Annotated in this window: 16 protein-coding genes; 7 read left to right on the forward strand and 9 right to left on the reverse strand. The window is 73.6% G+C overall.

Translation table 11 applies throughout. The features are described 5' to 3' along the window. The coding region (locus ABUW04_RS31485) for a protein kinase domain-containing protein (protein WP_449341761.1) at window positions 1-1,576 on the reverse strand (1,576 nt) is incomplete at its 3' end. 255 nt (window positions 1,577-1,831) lie between these two features. Between ABUW04_RS31485 and ABUW04_RS31490 the strand changes: the two genes are divergently transcribed. Genes ABUW04_RS31490 through ABUW04_RS31510 form a run of 5 tightly spaced genes read left to right on the forward strand, consistent with a single transcriptional unit; the run spans window position 1,832 to window position 10,187 of the window. Beyond that, on the forward strand, window positions 1,832-6,058 hold the full coding sequence (locus ABUW04_RS31490) for a hypothetical protein (protein WP_380567898.1): 4,227 nt from the start codon (window positions 1,832-1,834) through the stop codon (window positions 6,056-6,058). A gap of 20 nt (window positions 6,059-6,078) precedes the next feature. Further along, complete coding sequence (locus ABUW04_RS31495) at window positions 6,079-6,507, forward strand: hypothetical protein (RefSeq protein ID WP_380567899.1); 429 nt, start codon at window positions 6,079-6,081, stop codon at window positions 6,505-6,507. 7 nt (window positions 6,508-6,514) lie between these two features. Further along, window positions 6,515-7,192 (forward strand): nucleotide exchange factor GrpE, encoded by a 678-nt coding sequence (gene grpE / locus ABUW04_RS31500; protein ID WP_380567900.1) that lies wholly within the window; start codon window positions 6,515-6,517, stop codon window positions 7,190-7,192. Window positions 7,193-7,230: 38 nt separating this feature from the next. After that, the gene (locus ABUW04_RS31505) at window positions 7,231-9,795 is read left to right on the forward strand and encodes an Hsp70 family protein (protein ID WP_380567901.1); all 2,565 of its coding nucleotides are present in this window, start codon (window positions 7,231-7,233) and stop codon (window positions 9,793-9,795) included. 29 nt (window positions 9,796-9,824) lie between these two features. Next, window positions 9,825-10,187: a tetratricopeptide repeat protein gene (locus ABUW04_RS31510; RefSeq protein WP_380567902.1), complete on the forward strand. Its 363-nt coding sequence runs from the start codon at window positions 9,825-9,827 to the stop codon at window positions 10,185-10,187. An 84-nt stretch (window positions 10,188-10,271) separates the two neighbouring features. Here the strand turns inward: ABUW04_RS31510 and ABUW04_RS31515 are convergent, their stop codons facing one another. The 7 genes from ABUW04_RS31515 to ABUW04_RS31545 all read right to left on the reverse strand — a co-directional run bounded on the left by ABUW04_RS31515 (window position 10,272) and on the right by ABUW04_RS31545 (window position 16,605). Next, entirely contained in the window at window positions 10,272-11,375 is a 1,104-nt protein-coding gene (locus ABUW04_RS31515) for a hypothetical protein (protein ID WP_380567903.1), read from the reverse strand. A gap of 120 nt (window positions 11,376-11,495) precedes the next feature. Then, complete coding sequence (locus ABUW04_RS31520) at window positions 11,496-11,990, reverse strand: DUF3180 domain-containing protein (protein ID WP_030254051.1); 495 nt, start codon at window positions 11,988-11,990, stop codon at window positions 11,496-11,498. Window positions 11,991-12,046: 56 nt separating this feature from the next. Continuing rightward, complete coding sequence (folK, locus tag ABUW04_RS31525; protein ID WP_030254049.1) at window positions 12,047-12,634, reverse strand: 2-amino-4-hydroxy-6-hydroxymethyldihydropteridine diphosphokinase; 588 nt, start codon at window positions 12,632-12,634, stop codon at window positions 12,047-12,049. Continuing rightward, window positions 12,631-12,990: a dihydroneopterin aldolase gene (folB, locus tag ABUW04_RS31530; RefSeq protein ID WP_030254047.1), complete on the reverse strand. Its 360-nt coding sequence runs from the start codon at window positions 12,988-12,990 to the stop codon at window positions 12,631-12,633. Before folB ends, folK begins: the two co-directional genes overlap by 4 nt. 275 nt (window positions 12,991-13,265) lie before the next feature. Then, window positions 13,266-13,736: a nuclear transport factor 2 family protein gene (locus ABUW04_RS31535; RefSeq protein WP_030254045.1), complete on the reverse strand. Its 471-nt coding sequence runs from the start codon at window positions 13,734-13,736 to the stop codon at window positions 13,266-13,268. After that, a complete protein-coding gene (gene folP / locus ABUW04_RS31540) occupies window positions 13,733-14,605 on the reverse strand; it encodes a dihydropteroate synthase (RefSeq protein WP_380567904.1) in 873 nt (290 codons plus the stop codon). The genes ABUW04_RS31535 and folP overlap by 4 nt, the downstream gene beginning before the upstream one ends. Window positions 14,606-14,760: 155 nt before the next feature. Continuing rightward, window positions 14,761-16,605 (reverse strand): phosphatidylglycerol lysyltransferase domain-containing protein, encoded by a 1,845-nt coding sequence (locus ABUW04_RS31545; RefSeq protein WP_380567905.1) that lies wholly within the window; start codon window positions 16,603-16,605, stop codon window positions 14,761-14,763. A 218-nt stretch (window positions 16,606-16,823) separates the two neighbouring features. On the opposite strand from ABUW04_RS31545, the gene ABUW04_RS31550 reads away from it, so the two are divergent. After that, window positions 16,824-18,011: an alpha/beta hydrolase gene (locus tag ABUW04_RS31550; protein WP_030254039.1), complete on the forward strand. Its 1,188-nt coding sequence runs from the start codon at window positions 16,824-16,826 to the stop codon at window positions 18,009-18,011. A 167-nt stretch (window positions 18,012-18,178) separates the two neighbouring features. Continuing rightward, a complete protein-coding gene (locus ABUW04_RS31555; protein ID WP_380567906.1) occupies window positions 18,179-19,438 on the forward strand; it encodes an alpha/beta hydrolase in 1,260 nt (419 codons plus the stop codon). On the opposite strand, the gene folE is transcribed toward ABUW04_RS31555, so the two are convergent. Next, window positions 19,435-20,043, reverse strand: a complete 609-nt coding sequence (folE, locus tag ABUW04_RS31560) for a GTP cyclohydrolase I FolE (RefSeq protein WP_380567907.1) — start codon at window positions 20,041-20,043, stop codon at window positions 19,435-19,437. The genes ABUW04_RS31555 and folE overlap by 4 nt on opposite strands. Window positions 20,044-20,113 lie beyond the last annotated feature (70 nt).

Here is a 20,113-nt window from a genome sequence, read left to right on the forward strand (position 1 = left end):
AGCCGCTCGCGCCCCGGCTCCACAGCGCCACGCCGCCGTCCGCCAGCACCGCGCCGGCCCGCAGGCCGCCCGGTCCGGCGGCCAGGGCCGCCGCCGCGACCGGTTCGGCCAGCAGCTGCCGGGAGGCCGGCGGCTCGGCGGACTCGGCGCCGTCGTAGGAGGTGCGCCGGTAGCGGTCCGGATCGGCCACCGAGCAGTGGAACAGCCGCCCGTGACGCTCCACCAGCAGCGCCCAGCCGCCGTCCGGCTCGGCCGTGGCGGCGAGCACCCGGTCCGCCGGGCAGCGCCGCAGCTCGCTGACGGACAGCGCGACGCCGGGGGTCCAGCGCAGCATCTGGACGGTGCCGCCGCGCGCCGTCCAGGCCGCCACCTCGCCGAACGGCGTGGTCGCGGCGGCGATGCCGGCGACGCTGTGCAGCGCCTCCGACCAGCCCTGACCACTGGTGCCGCACCAGAGCACCCCGCGCCGGTCCACCGCGAACACGGCCACCCCGCCGTCGGCCGCGCGGCCCGCCGCGATCTCCCGCACCCCGGCCGGTCCCCCGGCCGGGGGCAGCGCCGGGGCCGGCGGCGGTGCGGCGTCCGGCTGCAGCCTGGTCCGCGCCCGGTCCGGCGAGGCCGCGAAGAACTCGACGCCGCCGGGACCGCCGGTGACCACCACCGGACGCCCCCAGCCGTCCGCCACCAGCTGCAGGCAGCTGATCCGGCCCTCGGCCGGCAGCGCCCGCAGCAGCTCACCGCCGCGCTCGGCCCAGGGCACCAGCGGCGACGGACGGCGCTCCGGCGCCGCGTCCAGGGCCTCGCAGAGCCAGTCGGCGACGGCGCCCGGCAGCCCGGCCTCGTGCAGCTCGCGCCGGGTCTGCGCGTCCGGCTCGTGCAGGTCGAGCCGGCCGGCGTCGGGCAGCAGCAGCGTCCTGGCCAGCGTCCCCACCGCGAACAGGTCCTTGGCCGCGGTCGGGTAGCCGCCGACCTGCTCCTGCTCGGGCGGGACGTGCCCCGGGGTGAAGACCGCCACCGTCAGCGCGGCGTCCAGCGGGGTCAGGAAGGTCAGGTCGATCAGCTTGACCAGGGCGTCGGCGTCCACCAGCACATTGGCCGCGGAGATGTCGCGGTGCACCCAGCGCTTGCCGTGCAGGTCGTCGACGATCCGGCAGAGCCGCAGCAGCACCTCGGCGGCGGCGGCCGGACCGCCGGTGGCCGAGCGGGCCCACTGGTCCAGCGGCACCGCGTCCAGCCACGGCGATATCTGGTAGGCCACCAGGCCGGTCGACGGCCGGCCGGGAGGGTGCGGCCAGGGGCCGAGCAGGAAGGTGGGGACGACCAGGTCGGCCACCCCGAGCCGGTTGGCGTTGTGGGTGACGTCCTCCCAGCGCCCCAGCCAGCGGCGCACCTCGGAGGGGTCGCGCTCCAGCATGATCTTCGCGGCGACGATCTCCTTGCGGCCGCTGTGGCTGGTCCGCTCCGCGCGCCAGACCTCGGCCTCGCCGCCGCGGTGCCGGAACTCCAGCAGCCGGTACTGCTCCGGGTCGTGGTCCGGGCCGAAGCACTGGCCCGCCGTCCAACGCGACCGCGGCACGCCACGCCCCTGCTGCATCCCGCACCCCCCGCCGCACCGACCACAACAGAGCACCACGTCCAGCCGAACCAGGGTAGACCGTCCCCGCTTTGGGGGGCACAAACTGCTGCGTTGCGGCTCGATCTTCCCTACCCTGGAAAAGGTCGCCCGGTTAACTGATCATCAATTCGGCTGAGGCAAGCAGTACTTGACGGAGCAGCAGGGGGAACCTCCGGAAATGGCCAGCAACTGTCAGCGATTCGTCCGGGGGGTCCGATGATCGCGCTGCTCGCCGTGCCCGTGGTGGTGCTGCTGCTCCTCGGCGGACTGGTCCTGCGCAGCCGGGCCCGGATCGACCAGCGCGGGATCGACCGGGCCCTGGCCGCCGCCAAGAAGGCCGCCGACGCCGGACGTTCGCCGCAGGCCGTGCAGCGCTACGGCAGGCTGGCGGCGCGGCTGGCCAGGGCCGGCACCGCGCCGGAGCTGGCCGCCCAGCGCGGCACCGCCGTGCTGGGGCAGGCCGGGGCGACCACCGACCGGGTGCAGGCACTGCGGCTCTACCGCGAGGCGTTCCCGCTGCTGGCCGACCCGGTCGCGGCGCTGCCGCCGTGGACCCTGCACGCCCTGGCCGAGCAGCGGATCCACGAGGGCGACCGGCCCGAGGACCTCGATCTGCTGCTGGCCTACCTCGGCGCGGTGTACCGGGATCCGGCCGCCGCGGCACACACGGCCGCCGAGCCGGTGCTGTTCTGGCTGCAGGCCCGCTGCGGCGCCGGGGCCGCGGCAGGCGGTCCGGGCGCCGGACCCGACGGTGACCGCGACACCTTCACCACCCGTGCCCTGGCCGCGCTGCCGCAGGCCGAGTGGACGGTGCTGGCCCGCGCCGCCGCCCTGTCCGCGCAGGGGCGCTCCGCCGAGGCCCGGGCGCCGCTCACCGCCGTGGCGCAGGCGGGCGGCAGCGCCGAGGTGTGGTTCCGGCTCGGCGCCGTGCTCAGCCGCCTCGGGCTGGACCAGGAGGCCGTCACCGCGTTCAGCGAGACCCTGGTCAGGCCGCCGGGAGTGGCCGGCCCCTGGGGCACCGGGCCCTGGGGGCGCGGCACCAGGCTGCCGGTCGAGGCCCGGCTGTTCCGCGGCCTGGCCCAGCAGCGGCTGCAGCACTGGGAGGCCGCCTCCGACGATCTGCTCGCCGCGGTCCGGCTCGGCCCCGGCGACCCCAGGACGCACTACGCACTGGGCTGCCTCGCCCTCGACTCCCCCACCCCCGACCGCGACACCGCACACGCCTGCTTCATCGCCGCGCTGCGGGCCGACCCCCGGCACGCCCCGGCCAGGTTCGGCCTGGGCCTGCTGCACGAGTGGTCCGGCGAGGTGGCCCTGGCGGCGGCCGAGTACCAGGCCGGGACGGCGCTGCGGCCCGACTGGCGGCCCGGCCGGATCCGTCTCGGCGCGGCGCTCGGCGCGGCCGGGCAGCACGCCGACGCGGTACGCGGCCTGACCACCGAGGCGGACCGGCCGAAGGACGCCTGGAGCGACACCGCGGTCTTCCATCTGGGCCTGGCCAGGGCCGGGCTCGGCAGCCCCGACGCCGCCCTGGACAGCTGGCAGGCGCTGCCCGACGACCGCCACCAGGTCCTGGCCCGCAACCGCGCCGTGCTGCGGAGCCTGCTGGCGGCACGGGAACTGACGGAGCGTCGGCCCGGCCGGGCGATGCGGCTGTGGGAGACCTGCGTGGCGGCCTTCCCGGACACCGCCGAGTACCGGACCGCGCTGGTGGAGGCCGGGCTGCGCGAGGCCGGCCTGGCACTGCTCACCGGCCGGGACCGGGCCGAGTCCCTGGACCGCGCGGACGCCGCGCTGGCCGTGGCGGCCCGGCACGAGCGGATCGACGGCGGCAGCCCGCGGCTGCGCCGGCTCAGGGGCGCGCTGGCGATGCTGCGCGACGACGCCGCCACCGCGGCCCCGCTGCTGGCCGGGGACCGCCCCCGGCTGGCCGCGCTGCAGCTCGCCGCCGGACAGCCGCGTACCGCGATCGCCCTGCTCAGGACGGTGGAGTCGGCCGAAGGGCCGACCGGCGCCGGGGCGGGCCCGGTCGAGGAGCCGGCCCTGCACCGGCTGCGCGCGCTGCTGGCGGCACGGGCCGGGGCCTGGCCGAACGCCTTCACCGCGCAGGCCCAGGCCCTCACCGCGCACGGCCCGCACGGCAGCGACACGGTCACCCCGGGCACACCCTGCTCCGGCACCGGCGCCACCGCCTGTGCCCAACCCGCGGTGGCCGGCTGCGGCCAGTGCGGCCGCCCCGCCTGCACCGCCCACCTGCACCGGTCCCGACCGCCGGCGGCGGAACCCGACGGACCTCAGCCGGCCGACACCACTGCCCTCCAACCGTCCGGGGAGCGACCGCAGCCGGCCGACGCCACCGTGGTCCTCGGAACGGTCGGTGAGCCGCCCACGGAGCCCGCCGACACCACCGTGACCGCCCCGCTCCCCACCCGCTGCCACACCTGCCTGGCCGCGGACCTGCCCGCGCTGCTCGCCCACGCGCTCCGGGCCGGTAGGCCCGAGGAGGCGGTGCCGCTGCTGGCCGCCTGGGCCGCCGTCCTGCCCCGCGACAGCGCCCCGGCAGCGCCGCTGCGGAGCGCACTCCCCCGGATCCGGCTGCACTGCGGCGACCCGGAGGCGGCCCTCGCCGAGGCCGCCGAAGCCGGTGCGGACGCCGACACCCTGCGGCTGGTCCAGCTGCACCGCGCCGCCGCCGCGGCCGCCGCCGGGGACCTGGAGCTGACGCTGACCGCCCTGCGCGAGGTCGAGGCGGTCGCCCCCGACGACCCGGTCGCCGCCGCCGCGCTCCCGCTGCTGGCCGAGCACGAGGCGCTGGCCCACAGCCGGGCCGGACGGCACGCGGACGCCTGGGACCGCTTCCACCAGCTGTGGCAGGACCGCCCGCAGGACCTGCGCGCCCTGCACTCGCTGGGCCTGGCCAGCTACCGGCTGGCCTCCGAACGCGGCGTCGCCGAGGCCGACGACGCCGTCTGGGAGTGGACCCTGGCCTGCTGGGCCGCCGCGCTGCACCACCCCGGCCTGTGGCCGGGGATCGCCGAGGCCACCGGCCGCCCGGTCCCCGAGGACCGCGGACAGGCGGTACGGACCGCGCTGACGGAACGCATCAGGCAGGACTTCCTGACCCGCGACGCCGCCCGCGACAGCGACAGTGACGGTCCGTCGGCCACCGGCTGGGCGGTCCGCTGGGGGCTGGAATGCCAGGCCGCCGCGATCCTGGCCCGGTACGCGCCGACGCTCAGCGCGGAGTCCGGCTCGGCGCAGCCGGTGGTCCGCGGCCCCCTGCTGCAGTCGCTGCTCCCCGGGGCCCGGCAGGGGCGGGCCCTCGCCCAGGACCTCGACCTGCTGCTGCGGCCGGACCACAGCGGCCCGCTCGCCGAGCAGCTGCGCCCGCTGTTCGGACCCCTCGGCGCCTACTGGTACCTGGTCCAGCAGAAACGCTTCGACGACGCGGCCGACGGGCTGCGGGCGCTGTCCACCATGGAGCGCGGCACCGAGGGCTCCGCACTGCTGGCGACCGCGGTCCGGGCCGGGGCCCAGGGGCACTACGCCCACCAGCGCTGGGCCGCCGCGCTGGACGGCTTCGAGGAGGTCGCCCGGCTCGGCGCCGAACTCACCCCGGCGCACCGCACCACCCTCGCCGACGCCGGCGTCAAGGAGGCCCAGCGGCTGCTCGGCGAGGACCGGGACGCCCACCAGGCGGCCGTCGACGTCCTGGTGCGGACCCTGGCGCTGGCCCCGGGGAACCCGACCGTCGCCGCCAACCTCAGCGCCGGCTACTCGCAGCTCGGCCTGCGGGCCAACAACCAGCGCAAGGACTACCCCGAGGCGGTGCGGCTGCTGCGGCTGGCCGTGAAGCACGCCCCGGAGGACCCCACCGCCCGCGAGTTCACCGCCGCCGCCCTCACCAACTGGGCCAACCAGCTGATGAACGCCGAGGACGACGCCTCGCTGGCGCAGGCCGCCGAACTGCTCACCGAGGCGCTGAAGCTGGAGGGCAGCAAGGAGCGCCGGCTGATGCTCAGCAATGTGCTCTACGCCAGGTCCAAGGCGATCGCGCTGACCCGGTCCCGGCTGGACACCGCCCTGGAGCTGATGACCCAGTCGGTGCTGTTCGACCCGGAGTCGGACGGCAACGACCTGCGCACCACCGCCCCCGAGGCCGAGCGCAGGCTGTCGGTGGTGCTGCACAACCGGGGCGTGGAGCTGCTGAAGGCCAAGAACCACCAGGGCGGGGTCGCCTTCCTGCTGGCGGCGCTGCAGGTGCAGAACAACCAGGTGACCCGGCAGCAACTGGCCGACGCCTACTGCGGCGAGGCCTACCGCCTCGCCAACAGGAGCCAGTTCCGCTCCGCCAGGAACGAGATGCGGACCGGCCTGGGCTACGACCCGCAGAACAAGGACCTGCTCACCCTGCAGGCCGCACTGCGGCGACGCGGCTACTGAGCCGGGAGAGGACCACACCCATGCCCCTGTCAGGACCGTCGCCCTACGAGATCCTCGGCATCGACGGCTCCGCCGGAAGCGCCGAGCTCAAGGCCGCGCAGGCCAGGGCGATCCGGGCGCGCAAGCACCGCCCCAACGAGGTGGCGCAGGCCGCCGCGGCGCTGCGCAACCCGGAGAAGCGCCTGGAGTGGGACCTGCTGGAGCACCTGCCGGCGCAGACCTCGGCCGGCCTGGACGAGGCCTTCGCCCCGGTCGGCGCGGAGCAGCCGCTGCCGGACCCGGGCGCCTTCACCATGCCGCCGGCCGCGGACCTGCTGGTGCTGCGTGAGTCGGAGCTGACCGCCGACTGGGCCGATCCCCCGCCCGAGGCCGGGGTCGAGGCGCTGCGGGTGCCCGCCGCGTACCAGGCCGGAACCGCCGTACTGCCCCCCGTCGAGATCCCGGAGTAGCCGACCCATGACCGAGACCGGAACCGAGGTCAGCACCGATCCGCTGGCGATCACCGAGGACTTCCTGCCCGTACCGGAGCGGGCCCTCGACGTCGACCTGGCCGACGCCTTCACCAAGCTGCTGTTCCGCAGCTCCATCGCCCGGCGCCGCCGGGAGGAGGACGCCAGAGCCGCCGAGTCGGCCCAACGCGGGCTGCTGCTGGGGCTGCTGGAGGTGGACGACGTGCTGTTCGCGGTGCAGGAGAAGCAGGCCCAGCTGCCGCCCGGCATCCCCCGGCCGGACAACCTGGTCGAGATGGCGGCGGCGGTGCAGGGCATCCTGCGGAAGAAGCTGGCCGTAGCCGAGGTGTCCCCGATGCGCCTGCTGAACTACGTCGCGCACCCGGCCGTCGCCGACATCGTCGGCCGTGTCCCCAGCGCCGACAAGCCCGACGAGACCGTGGTGGCGGTGGTGCGCAACGGCTTCAACTGGCGCGGGGACGTGCTGCGCCGGGCCGAGGTGGAGGTCGCCGTGCCCTGGACCGGGCAGGACCCGGAGCCCGCGCCCGCCCTCGCCCCCGCCGCGGCGCCCGTCCCGGAGCCGCAGGACGCCTCCGAACCCCGGCGCCCTCCCGCTCCCCGGCAGCGCAAGCAGCCGTCGGCGCGCAAGCCCCGCAAGACCCGCAGCTCCCGCAAGCACAAGTGACCACCCGTCAGCAGCCGCCCCGAGGGGAACCCCGCAGCATGATCCGTACGCTCGGTATCGACCTGGGCACCACCAACTCCGTGGTCGCCCAACTCCGCCGTGGAGAGCCCGAGATCGTCTACAACAAGCAGAACCAGGAGGCCACCCCCTCGGTGGTGGGCCGCGGCAGGCGCGGCGAACTGCTGGTGGGGACCTCGGCGCGGGGACGGATGGCGACCGACGGCGAGAACGTGATCCGCTCCGCCAAGCGCTTCATGGGCCGCAAGTTCCGCGACCCGCAGGTGCAGGCCGCGCTCGGCGAGCTGGACTACAAGGTCACCGCCGGGCTGGACGGCGACGTCAACGTCTGGCTTGACGGCCGCTCCTACACCCCGATCGAGATATCCGCGATCATCCTGCGCAAGCTCAAGGAGGACGCCGAGGGCCGGGCCGGCGCCCCGTTCCAGCGGGCGGTGATCACCGTCCCCGCCTACTTCGGCGAGCGCCAGGTCGCGGCCACCCAGGAGGCGGGCCGGCTGGCCGGCTTCCATGTGCTGCGGATCATCAACGAGCCCACCGCCGCCGCCCTCGCCTACGGCATGACCGGCGACCTCGGCGAGGACGGCCGCACCGTGCTGGTCTACGACCTCGGCGGCGGCACCTTCGACATCTCGATCCTGCTGCTGATCCCCGGCTCCTGCCAGGTGCTCGGCATCGAGGGCGACAACCTGCTCGGCGGCGACGACTTCGACAAGGCCATCACCAGCGCCCTGCTGGACGACATCAAGGCGGAGTACGGCGCCGACTACCAGCCGCACCGGCTGGACCGCTCCCGGATCACCGGCACCGCCGAGGCCACCAAGATCGACCTCTCCAGCCAGCAGGCCACCGAGGTCACCCTGGCCGGGATCGGCGACGGCAGCCAGATCTTCGAGGCCGAGTTCGACCGCACCCGCTTCGAGCGGCTGATCGAGGACCAGATCGAGCGCACCATCGAGCTCACCCACAAGGCGATCATGGAGGCCAACCTCACCGTCGCCGACATCGACGAGGTACTGCTGGTCGGCGGCTCCACCTCGATCCCGCTGGTGATCCGGCGGCTGGGCGAGGTCTTCGGACCCAAGCGGATCAAGCTCGGCGGCAATCCGATGCAGTGCGTCGCCCTCGGCGCCGCCGTCCAGTCGGCGCTGCTGGGCGAGGTCGAGTGCGCCGAGTGCCACCAACTGGGCGCGCTCACCGACGAGGTCTGCACCGGCTGCCAGGCGTCCCTGGTCGGCGCCGAGCGGATCTCCTGCCCCACCTGCTACCTGCCGGTCTCCCCGGACGAGAGCGCCTGCCCCAAGTGCCACCAGGCCCTGGACGGCAGCGGCAGCACGTCCGGCGGCGTCAGCAGCGGCCCGGCCGGTGCCGCCCGCCCGGTGCCGGCCGCCCGGCAGGAGCCCCGCAGCTGCCCGCGCTGCGGCACCCCGGCCGCCCCCGGCGACCGCGAGTGCGACCTGTGCGGCTCCCCGCTCGCCGGGCAGGCGGGCGCCGACACCCAGGCCGACGGACCGTCAGGGCTGCGCTGCGCGGAGTGCCGGACCGTCAACGAGCCCGGCGCCGAGACCTGTTCCGGCTGCGGCGCCTGGCTCCAGGTCGCCAACCCCTTCGACATCACCCCGAAGAGCCTCGGCATCGAGCTCAACGACGGCAGCTTCGCCGTGATCATCCCCAAGAACTCCAGCTACCCCACCACCGACCCGGTCAGCCGCGACTTCCACGTCGCCGGCTCGGGACGGCAGCGGCTGGAGGTCGCCGTGTTCGAGGGCGACCGGGAGATCGCCCAGCAGAACGAGCTGATCGGCCACCTCAGCCTGCGGCTCCCCGACGGCTTCTCCGGCCGGGTGCCGGTCACCGTCTCCTTCGGCCTCTCCCAGGACCGCACCATCACCCTCTCGGTCCGCATCCACGGCGGCCCGCAACGCACCGTCAAACTCGAACGGGTCACCCTGGAGCCGGAGCTCAAGGCCCAGTTGGACGAGAAGCGGATGGCCATCGAGGGCTACACCGAACGCTGGGAGGACGAGCTCACCGACGCCGAACGGCGGGCCGCCCGCAAGGCCATCGAGGACCTCGACGACGTCTCCGCGGGCCAGACCCGCGGCCGCTCCGCCGAGGAGCTGCTGCGCGCCTTCGAGGAGCAGGCCAGGATCCAGAGCCGGGCCCGCGGCACCGACGCCTACCTGGGCGCGGTGCTGGCCTTCTGTGACAAGCTGCTCAGCGACGAGGACCTGGCCGCGATCCGCCGCGCCCGCAAGGAGCTGAAGTCGGCGCGCGACCGCGCCGACTTCGAGGCGATGAAGCGGCTCACGCTGGCCGCGGACCGGCTCACCGACTCGATGGGGCCCAACGTCCTCATGGTGACCTACAGCCATGTGTTCGTCAGTCAGAACCTGCTCTCCCCGGCCCTGTCCCAGCGGCTGCGCAGCGCGCTGCGGGCGATCGACGAGGGCATGGAGGAGGCCAACCTGGAGAAGGTCAACCAGGCCCTGTCCGCGCTGGTCGGCCTGCACGCCGAGGCCCTGCGGGAGATGGACGACGCCCCCGCCCCCGACATCCACAGCACCCCGGTGCGGCCCGAGTAGTGGGACACCCCCCAACAGTGAGGACGGCCATGTCAGACATCCGGGTCAGCTGCCCCCAGTGCCGGCTGGACGCCCTGCCCGACACCCTGCACTGCCCCGGCTGCCAGGAGGACCTCGCTGCGCTGGCCCATCTTGTGTACCGAGGCCGCATCAGCTACAACACCGGCCTGACCCACGCCCGCGACGGCGACCACGACCGGGCCCGGGCGGCCCTGGAACGCGCGGTCCAGGAGGAGCCGGACCTCACCCCGGCCTGGCTCCTCCTCGGCAAGATCGCCGCCCACCAGGGAGACGCTCCGCGCGCCCACGAGGCCCTGACCCGGGCAGCAACCCTCGACCCAGCCGACCCAACGATCCAAGCCGCACTGTCCGCACTAACAGCAACCCCATAGGGGCGCGGGGAACTGCGCTGCCAACCATGCACCTCCGTAGAGGGCTGGTCGCGCAGTTCCCCGCGCCCCTAAAGACACAAAGAGCTAAAGCGCCCGTAGTGAGCGGACGTCAATCGGCTCGGTCTCGTCCTCCGCGGTGAGGTCGTGCACGACGTCCTCCGCCGTCCCCGCGGCCCCGTCCGCAACCCCCGCGTCCGCGTACTCCCGCTGCGCCGCCGCAGCCTCCGTACCGACCACGTCCGCGAGATCCCCCAACTCGGTGGAGATCGCCGTCTCCTGACGGCTGAAGAAGTTGAACGTCCCGCTGCTGCCGGCATCCTGCCGCAGCACGTCCCGCGACTGCCGAGGCAGCACCGGGCTGGCCGGACGCAGCGGCGGCAACGCCGCCCGCGCCCACGCCGGTCCCGCCGGCGCCTCCGCCGCGGTCGCGGCCGCCTTCTTGACCTTGGCGGCCTTCGGCGCCTTCGGCCGGAACGCCGACCGTTCCTGGACCCGCTCCCGCACCCGCTCCTGCTTCGGTTCCGGCTCGGCCGCCACCTGCTCCACCACGGGCTCGGCCACCGGCTCCACCACGACCCCGCCACCCGCAGCCCCAGCGACGCCGCCCACGGCGCCGGCGCCCGCCGCCCCCGCGGCGATCCGCTGGGCCTGTCCCACCGCCGCCCGCCGCTCCAGGCCCCGCAGGGCGGCGGCGGCCTTCAGATAGGCCGTCGCCGTCGGACGCATGCCCCGCAGCGCGACCTCCTTGCGCTGGGCCTCCTCGGCCTCCCGCAGGGCCTGCTCCGCCGCGATCCTGGCGCGCTCCCGCAGCAGCCTGGCGTTCTCGGCCTCGGCCCTGGCGATCTGGCTGCGCTGCGCCAGCAGCCGCCGCTCCAGCCGCTTGACCTGCTCCTCGGCCGCCTCCGCGGCGTACTCCAACTCGGCCACCCGGTCCTCGAAGCGGGCCTCGTCCCGGGACCTCGCGGCCACCTCGGCCTCGAGTTCGACCTCGCCGGCGTGCTCACGCAGCCGCAGCAGCACCGCACCGGCGAAGGCCCCGACGGACGCGGCCACCACCAGGACGCGGAGCGTCCCCGGATCGGTCACGAAGACCGCGGATATGAGTGCGGCGATGGCCAGCACTCCGCAGGCGGTCGGAGGGAGGAGCCTGCTCAGAGGCGAGGACTGGCGGTGGCGACCACGTGGCATGGCCAGAATCTAGCGTGACCGCGCTGCCCATGTCAGGCCAGGTCCCAAATGTGGTCTTGACAGGACCATCACATGACGTTGGGTGTACCGACCATGACGGTCGGCGACCCTTCCGAGGCCTCAGGGCCGCTCCGCCGAGCTGTGCACCGGCGTCGACGGGTCCTGGTCCTCCGGCAGCCGGCAGATGTACTGGATCCACAGCCCGGCCGCCATCACCGCGATTCCGGCCAGCACCGCGAACAGCGCCGTCAGCGCCTGCCCCCGGCGGGCCGAGGCGTCGCTGCTGCTCAGCAGGAACACGCCCATGCCGCCGTAGACCCCGGTGACCAGGGCCGAGACCAGCGCGCTCGCCTGGCCCAGCACGACCGCCCGGGCGGCCGACAGCGGGTCCACGCCCTTGGCCCCCGGCACCCGCTCCCGCTGGGCCTTCAGCCTGCCGCGCAGCGAGATCGCGGTGGCCGCCAGCACCACCGCGATGATCGCCAGCACGACCGGCGCCGCCGTGGGGACGCCGGGCAGCGACCCCATCGAGTTCCACAGCTGCGACCCGGCCCAGGACAGCACCCCGGCCACCAGGGTGATCCCGACGAGTACGACAGCGCGTAGCGCCTTCAAGATCTCCCCTTCAGATCGTCCCTAGCTCAAGCTGAGAGCCTACTCGCCGCCGCGAGTTAAGCGGGCAGGTGCAGCGAGAGGTCGTCGCGCTGCCGGACCCCGGCGGTGCCGACCGCACCGAGCAGTTCCGCGACCGGTCCGGCGCCGGGGATCTCCGCCACCGGGTCCACATCCAGCCAGGGGGCCAGCACGAAGGCCCGCTCATGGGCGCGCGGGTGCGGCAGGGTCAGCGTCGCCGAGTCCTCGACCACGCCCTCGTAGGCGAGGATGTCGACGTCCAGGGTGCGCGCGCCCCAACGGACCTCGCGGACCCGGCCGAAGGCGTCCTCGACCGCGTTGGCCCGCTCCAGCAGCGAGTGCGGCGGCAGCGTGGTGCGCAGCACCAGCACTGCGTTGAAGTAGGTCGGCTGACCCTCGGGGCCGCCGACGCCGTCGGTCTCGTAGACCGGGGAGACCGCGCGGATCCGTACGCCGGGGGTGTCCTCCAGCGCGTCCACGGCACCCTGCAGGTTCTCCAGCCGGTTGCCGAGGTTGCTGCCCAGCGCCACGACGGCGAGGACCGGGTTGTGCAGGGTGAAGTCGGCCTCGTCGACCTGCTGCTCCACCTCGGGGGCGACGGGGCTGGTGGTGGGATCGCTGCTCATCCGCGGCTCCGAACGATGGTGATGGTCACGTCGTCGAACGGCACGGTGATCGGGGCGTCCGGCTTGTGCACGGTCACCTCGACCTCCTGTACCGCATCGTGCTTCAGGCACTGGTCGGCGATGCGCTGGGCCAGGGTCTCGATCAAGTCGACGGGCTCGCCCTGCACGATCGCCACGACCTCCTCGGAGACGACCCCGTAGTGGGCGGTCCTGCTGAGATCGTCGCCCGAGGCGGCGGGACGGGTGTCCATGCCGAGGACGATGTCGACCACGAAGGTCTGGCCCTGCTCCCGCTCGCGCGGAAAGACGCCGTGGTGGCCACGGGCCCGGAGGCCCCGCACCGCGACCCGGTCCAGGCGCTGCTCCCGGTCGGACAAAGGAATCACTCCCACTGATCGAGCGCCCCCGTCCGGCTGCCGGCCGGGGCCGGGCAGGCGGGAACGTTGCAGGCGGCACTGCCTGCCCAGTCGAAAACTGTCTCAGTCAAACTACCTCCGGGGACTGACAGTGAAAGCGGGCTGCAGGGCCGTCCGGCCGTGCCCGCCGCCACCCCTTCGGCAGTCGGGTGAACATCCGCGGTGCGCGGTCGCATTCCCCGGAACGGGACCGGTTCCGAACCGGTCCGCGCGTCCTACTCCTCGTCAGCACCGCTGGTCAGCACGGGTGAACCGTGGTGCGACCAGAGCCGCCAGCCCTCCGCGGTGCGCCGGAACAGGTTGCTGGCCACCACCCGGCCGCCGACCAGTGGCCCCAGCTCGCCCTCGGCCTCGGCCTCGCCGCCGGAGAGGATGTTCTCGGTGCAGGTGACAAGTGCCACATCGCCGAGGACCTCCACCTCCACGTCGGTGAGGAAGAACTGGATGTACTCGGTGTGCGCCATGATCAGCGCGTAGGAGCGCAGCACCGAGGCCCGTCCGCGCAGCACCGGCCAGCCGGGGTGCACGCAGACCGCGCCGCGGACGTCGTCGGCGTCCGCGCCGGACACCCAGACGTCGGTGAGCCGGTCCAGGTCGCCGGCCTCCAGCGCGGCGTAGAGGGCCGCGTTGGCGGCCTCCACCGCCTGCTCGTCGCCCTCCGGCCGGGTCTCCTCCGGCCCGGTCACTTGCCGCCGTCCCTGGCCGCGCGGAGCGCGGCCTCGACCCGCACCGCGTCGGCCGTCGCCGGCACCTCGTGCACCCGTACCGCCCAGGCGCCCTGGGCCGCCGCCAGCGCGGAGACCGCGGCCGTGGCGGCGTCGCGGGCCCGGGCCGGGCGCGGGTCGCCGGTCACCGGATCGGCCAGCAGGGTGCCCAGGAACCGCTTGCGCGAGGCCGCGACCAGCACCGGCCGGCCCAGCCCCGACCAGGCGTCCAGCCGGGCCAGCAGGGCCCAGTCGTCCTCCCTGGTCTTGGCGAAGCCCAGCCCGGGATCGACGATCACCTGGGCGGGGTCGACCCCGCCCGACACCACAGCGTCCATCTGGCGCTCCACTTCCTCGATGACCTCGCCCACTACATCCCCGTAGGAGGCCAGCCCATCCATGGCCGCGGACTGCCCGCGCCAGTGCATCACCACGAAGGGGACGCCGGTCCGGGCGGCGACGCCGACCATGTCCGGGTCGGCCCGGCCGCCGCTGACGTCGTTGATGATCCGCGCCCCCGCGTCGACGGCGGCCTCGGCGACGGCGGCCCGCATGGTGTCCACGCTGACCAGGGCCCCGCCCTCGACCAGCCCCCGGACCACCGGCAGCACCCGGCGGAGTTCCTCCTCACGGGTGACCCGCACCGCGCCCGGGCGGGTTGACTCGCCGCCCACGTCCACCAGGTCCGCACCCTGGCGCACCAGGTCGAGCCCGTGCGCTACGGCCCGGTCCGGGTCGAGCCAGAGGCCGCCGTCCGAGAAGGAGTCGGGGGTGACGTTGACGATGCCCATCACCCCGCTGCGGTGCCACTCGGGGAGGCCGGGGAGCGGGGACTTGTACGTGCTGCTCATGCCGCCATTGTGGTGCAGGGTCCTTCGGGTGCGGCGCCTGCCTGGTCGGTCGCGCAGTTCCCCGCGCCCCTGAGCATGTGCAACTGGCCCGGTTGCACCAGCTAGGGGCGCGGGGAACTGCGCGACCAGCCACCCCGGGCCTGCACCCGAAAGACCTACGTCCGCGCCGGAGTCCCCCTGAGCTCACCCCTGGCCTGCTGCGACGGAAGAACCGGCTTGGGCCTGCGCCGCAGGAACTTGGGCAGCTCCATCACGATGAACGCCTCCGCCTGCAGCGCCGAGAGGCCGATCCTGGGCAGGTCCCGCGCGGTCGGGTAGACCAGGAAGCGCGGCTCCCAGATCGGGCGGAACTTGGCGTTGAACTTGTACAGCGACTCGATCTGGAACCACCGCGACAGGAACACCAGCAGCCCGCGCCACGCCCGCAGCACCGGCCCGGCGCCGATCCGCTCGCCCCGCGCCAGCGCCGAGCGGAACATCGCGAAGTTCAGCGACACCCGGCTGATCCCCAGCTCGCCCGAGGCCTGCAGCGCCTTGACGATCAGCAGCTCGTTCAGCCCGGGGTCGGCGTCCCGGTCACGGCGCATCAACTCCAGCGAGATCCCCTCCCGGCCCCAGGGCACGAAGTGCAGCACCGCGCGGATGTCCGAGGCACCCTCGGCCGCCCCCTCGGGGAGCTTGTGCGCGGTGACCACCACACAGCCGGTGTCCGCCGGGTCGCCGAAGCGGCCCAGCGCCATCGAGAAGCCGCGCTCGGTCTCGGTGCCCCGCCAGGCGTCCGCGGCGTAGCGGATCTGCTCCAGCTCCAGCTCGCTGAGCTCGTCGACCCGGCGCACCTTGCAGACGTAGCCGGACCGCTCGATCCGCTTCACCATCTGCCGGACGTTGCGCATGGCCCGGCCCTCCAGGGTGAAGTCGGCGACCTCGACGATGGCCTCGTCACCGATCTCCAGTGCGTCCAGACCGGCCTCGCGGGTCCACACCTCGCCGCCGGTCTCGCTGCAGCCCATCACCGCCGGCACCCAGGCGTGCCGGTGCGCCTCCTCCATGAACAGCTTGATCGCGCCGGGCCAGGCCTCGACGTCGCCGATCGGGTCGCCGGAGGCCAGCATCACCCCGGACACCACCCGGTAGGCGATCGCGGCCTTGCCGCTGGGCGAGAAGACCACGCTCTTGTCCCGGCGCAGTGCGAAGTAGCCCAGCGAGTCCCGGGCCCCGTGCTTCGCCAACAGCTCGCGGACCTGCTGCTCCTCCTGGGTGCTGAGCTCGGCGACCGGCTTGGACGGCTTGGTCGCCAGCCACACCGTGGAGACCGCGGTCAGCAGGCCCAGCCCGGCGAGCGAGTAGTAGACCACGTCATTGGTGCGGTCCGCGGTGTAATGGATCGGGCCGCCGATTCCGATCAGGCCCCAGACCACCTGCCAGAAACGGTCGCCGAAAGTGGGTACTCCGAGCGTGGTCTTGGCGTGCGAACTGACGATCACCAGGCCGAGTCCGAAACTCACCAGGTACATCGCGATGAAATTGCCCAGGGCGCGCCAACGGCTGCGCGGATCCGACAGCGCGTAGAACTCGCGCCTGTTCACCAGTACGACGACGAACACCACCACCGTCACCGCCGCGGTTCCGGTGTGGTGCCAGCGCAGCGCCTCCAGCAGGGCACCGATCGGCAGCAGCACCGCCACGGCCTTCCAGGCCCGCTGCTTCCTGCGGCGCAGCGCGTGCGCCAGCATGATCAGCAGGATGCCGACCACCAGCGAGGCGGCGGTGGCCACCGTGGTCACCGTTCCTGGGAGGAAGCTGGCCAGCTCGTGGACCCTGGATCCCTTGAAGTGCGGTGCCACCGCGCCGACGATGTCGCCCAGTCCGACCAGCGCCGTCGCGTATCCGACGACCCCCGGAACCCACGGACGGGACACCTTGGGCAACTGGATGCCCTTGCGGGAACGGCCGTCCGCGGCCTGCTGCTCGGCCGGGGTGGCGGCCTGGGGATCGCTCATGGTGGACCAGAGTAGAGGCTCAGGTAAGGACTTCGGTCAGACCCGAGTAGGAGAGCATCCGTCCCAGGCATGAGTTTCCGCTCTACAGGTAACTTTCCGGCAGTACACAGCAACTTCCCAGGCATGCTGGAGCGTCTGGACCTCCGCAGCCCGCACTCCGTCAGGGGGAGCAGGTACCGGCAGAGCACGGATCCAGGCCAGGCAACAGGATGTGGAACATGGGACTCACCAGCCAGAAACTGCAGATACTCGTCGCGCTGATTGCGGTGGGCTGTTTTGTGGCGACGGTCTGGATCTGGCCCCGTCTGGGTCGGCGCAATTGGCGCGCACTGCTCGGGCGGGTGGGTCTGCTGGCCGCGAGCCAGATATTCACACTTGCCGCGATCGGCCTGGCCGCCAACAACTGGGGAGCCTTCTACAGCTCCTGGAACGACCTGCTGGGCACCGACGCCGGCAACGGCACGCCGGTGACCATCAACAGCGGGGTGCACCCCAGCTCGGCCACCCAGGACAGCCAGGGGAACTCGATCCAGGTGCTGGACAGCAAGCCGGTGCCGCTGAAGCTCCCCGACGCCGGCAAGGACGCCACCGGCGGCATCCTGCAGCAGGTCACCCTCAAGGGCGGCAGCACCGGCTTCTCCGAGGACGCCTACGTCTACCTCCCGCCGCAGTACGGCCAGGCTGCGTACGCGCACACCAGGTTCCCGGTGATCCTGGTGTTCACCGGCTACCCCGGCACGCCGAAGAACCTGGTCACCCGGATGCAGTACCCCACGGTCGCCGCCCAGGCGATCCAGCAGAAGCAGATGCAGCCGACCATCCTGGTGATGATGCGGCCGGCCGTGAACCTGCCCAGGGACACCGAGTGCCAGGACGTCCCGGGCGGCCCGCAGGCGGAGACCTTCTTCACCAGGGACGTCCAGAACGCCGTCACCCACGAGTACCGCGCCGAGACCGGCGGTGCGCACTGGGGCGTCATCGGCGACTCCACCGGCGGCTACTGCGCCCTCAAGCTGACCATGCGTCACCCCGAGGCCTTCAGCGCCGCGGCCTCGCTCTCCGGGTACTACGCCTCCGCCGTGGACAGCACCACCGGTGACCTGTTCGGCGGCAGCCAGCAGCTCCGCAACGAGAACGACCTGATGTGGCGGCTGAAGAACCTGCCGATGCCCAAGGTCTCGCTGCTGGTCGCCAGCAGCCTGAAGGGCGAGGGCGACTACAAGGCGACGGTGGCCTTCGCCGCGGCGGCCAAGGCCCCGCTGGAGGTGTCCACCCTGTTCCTGCCCGAGGGCGGCCACAACTTCGGCACCTGGAACAAGGAGACGCCGCCCGCCCTGCGCTGGCTCTCCGCCAGGATCGGCGGCCCGGCCACCCCGGGCCTGCCGGCGGGCAGCCTGCCCTCCTGACCCTCCGCCCCCGCCCCCTCGCCCCGACCGTTCCGGCCCCCGGCCGCCGCCCTTTCCGCTGACGCCATGTCACTCGATCGGGGGCCACTGGGCCTTCCGGCTCGGTCCGTGCCCGGTCCAGGCAGCAGGATGGACCGACACACGGGCAGGGAGCGGGAGCACAGGCGATGGATCTGACCAGCAGCACGCTGGAGTACGGCGCAGGGCTGCTGACCTTCCTCAGCGTCTGCGCCACCCTGTGGCTCTGGCCGCGACTGGCCCGCCGCGGGCTGCGCCGGATCCTCGGGCGGCTGGCGCTGATCGGGGCCTCCCAGCTGTCGTTGGTGCTGCTGGCCGCGCTGCTGCTGAACTCCTACGGCGACTTCTACCCGACTTGGACCGACCTGGTGGGCGGCGGCAACCAGACGGTCACCCTGGGCCGGGTCCAGGGCGGCGCCGGGGGCAGCGAGGAACAGGTCTCCGACCTCGGCAGCAGGCTGGTGCTGCCGTCCCGGCTCGGACCGCTGCAGCGGTCCGACGAGCTGCCGTCCGGGCCGCCCCAGCGCAACGGCCGCTTCAACGCGGTGACCCTGGTCGGCGAGCGCACCGGCTACCGCCAGCAGGCCTACGTCTACCTGCCGCCGCAGTACTTCCAGCCCGCCTACCGGCACGTCGACTTCCCGGTGCTGACCTCGTACGTGGGCTACCCGGGCAGCATCCAGACCATGGTGGACCGGCTGCGGATGCCGCAGATCGCGGCCGGGATGATGCAGGACGGGCAGATGCAGCCCACCATCCTGGTGATCGTCTCGCAGACGGTGGCCCCGCCCAGGGACACCGACTGCATCAACGCCCCCGGCGGCCCCCAGGCCGAGACCTACCTGACCCAGGACGTGCCGGCCGCGCTCCGCTCCGCCTACCGGGTCGAGCGCGACCCGCGCGGCTGGGGGCTGACCGGCGTCTCCGAGGGCGCCACCTGCGCGCTGGAGAACACCCTGCGGCACCCCGGCACCTTCGGCGTGGCCGCCTCGCTCGGCGGCGAGTACTGGGAGTACGAGACCTCGACCACCGGCGTCCTCTTCGGCCCCCCGGGCCCGGCCAGGGACGCCCTGCTGAACAACTACAACCTGGTCTGGCGGCTGCAGCACCTGCCGGTCCCCGACGTCCGGGTGCTGGTCGCCACCACCGCCCACGGCGAGCACGACTACAAGGGCACCCAGCTGTTCGTCCGTGCCGCGAGGGCGCCGCTGCAGATCACACCGCTGGTGCTGTCCAGCGGCGGCCACAACTACACCACCTGGAGCCTGGAGCTGGAACCCGCCCTGGCCTGGCTGGGCCAGCAGCTCAACCCGCCCACCGCGGCGCCGGCCCCGGCCCCGGCGGCCACGCCGTCAACGGTCCCCAGCAGCCCGATCACAGTCCCGAGCCTCACCGCCGTCCCCGGCTAGCGGGCGATGATCAGACTCATCGCCTCGGCCCGGGTGGCCGCGTCGCGCAGCTGGCCGCGCACCGCCGAGGTGATGGTCTTGGCGCCCGGCTTGCGGATGCCGCGCATCGACATGCACATGTGCTCGCACTCGATGACCACGATGACCCCGCGCGGCTCCAGGATCCGCATCAGCGAGTCGGCGACCTGGGTGGTCAGCCGCTCCTGCACCTGGGGGCGGCGGGCGTAGACGTCCACCAGCCGGGCCAGCTTGGACAGCCCGGTGATCTTCCCACTGTGCGAGGGGATGTAGCCGACGTGGGCCACGCCACGGAAGGGGACCAGGTGGTGCTCGCAGACGCTCGTCACCTCGATGTCCTTGACCAGCACCATCTCGTCGTGGCCCAGGTCGAAGGTGGTGGTCAGGACGTCCTCCGGCTCCTGCCAGAGGCCTGCGAATATCTCCTGGTAGGCGCGGGCCACCCGGCCGGGGGTGTCCCGCAGCCCCTCGCGGTCCGGGTTCTCCCCGACCGCGATGAGCAGTTCCCTGACGGCGTCCTCGGCCCGCTTCTGGTCGAACTCACGGACGGCGCCGGTCGCACCCTCGATGGTCACCGGGTCGGTCATGGATCGTTTCCCTCCAGTAGGAATGCCGCTGCCCCAAGGCTAGAACCTTGGGGCAGCGGCACACATTCCG

Source organism: Streptacidiphilus jeojiensis, assembly GCF_042510965.1.
GTDB classification, from domain to species: domain Bacteria; phylum Actinomycetota; class Actinomycetes; order Streptomycetales; family Streptomycetaceae; genus Streptacidiphilus; species Streptacidiphilus jeojiensis.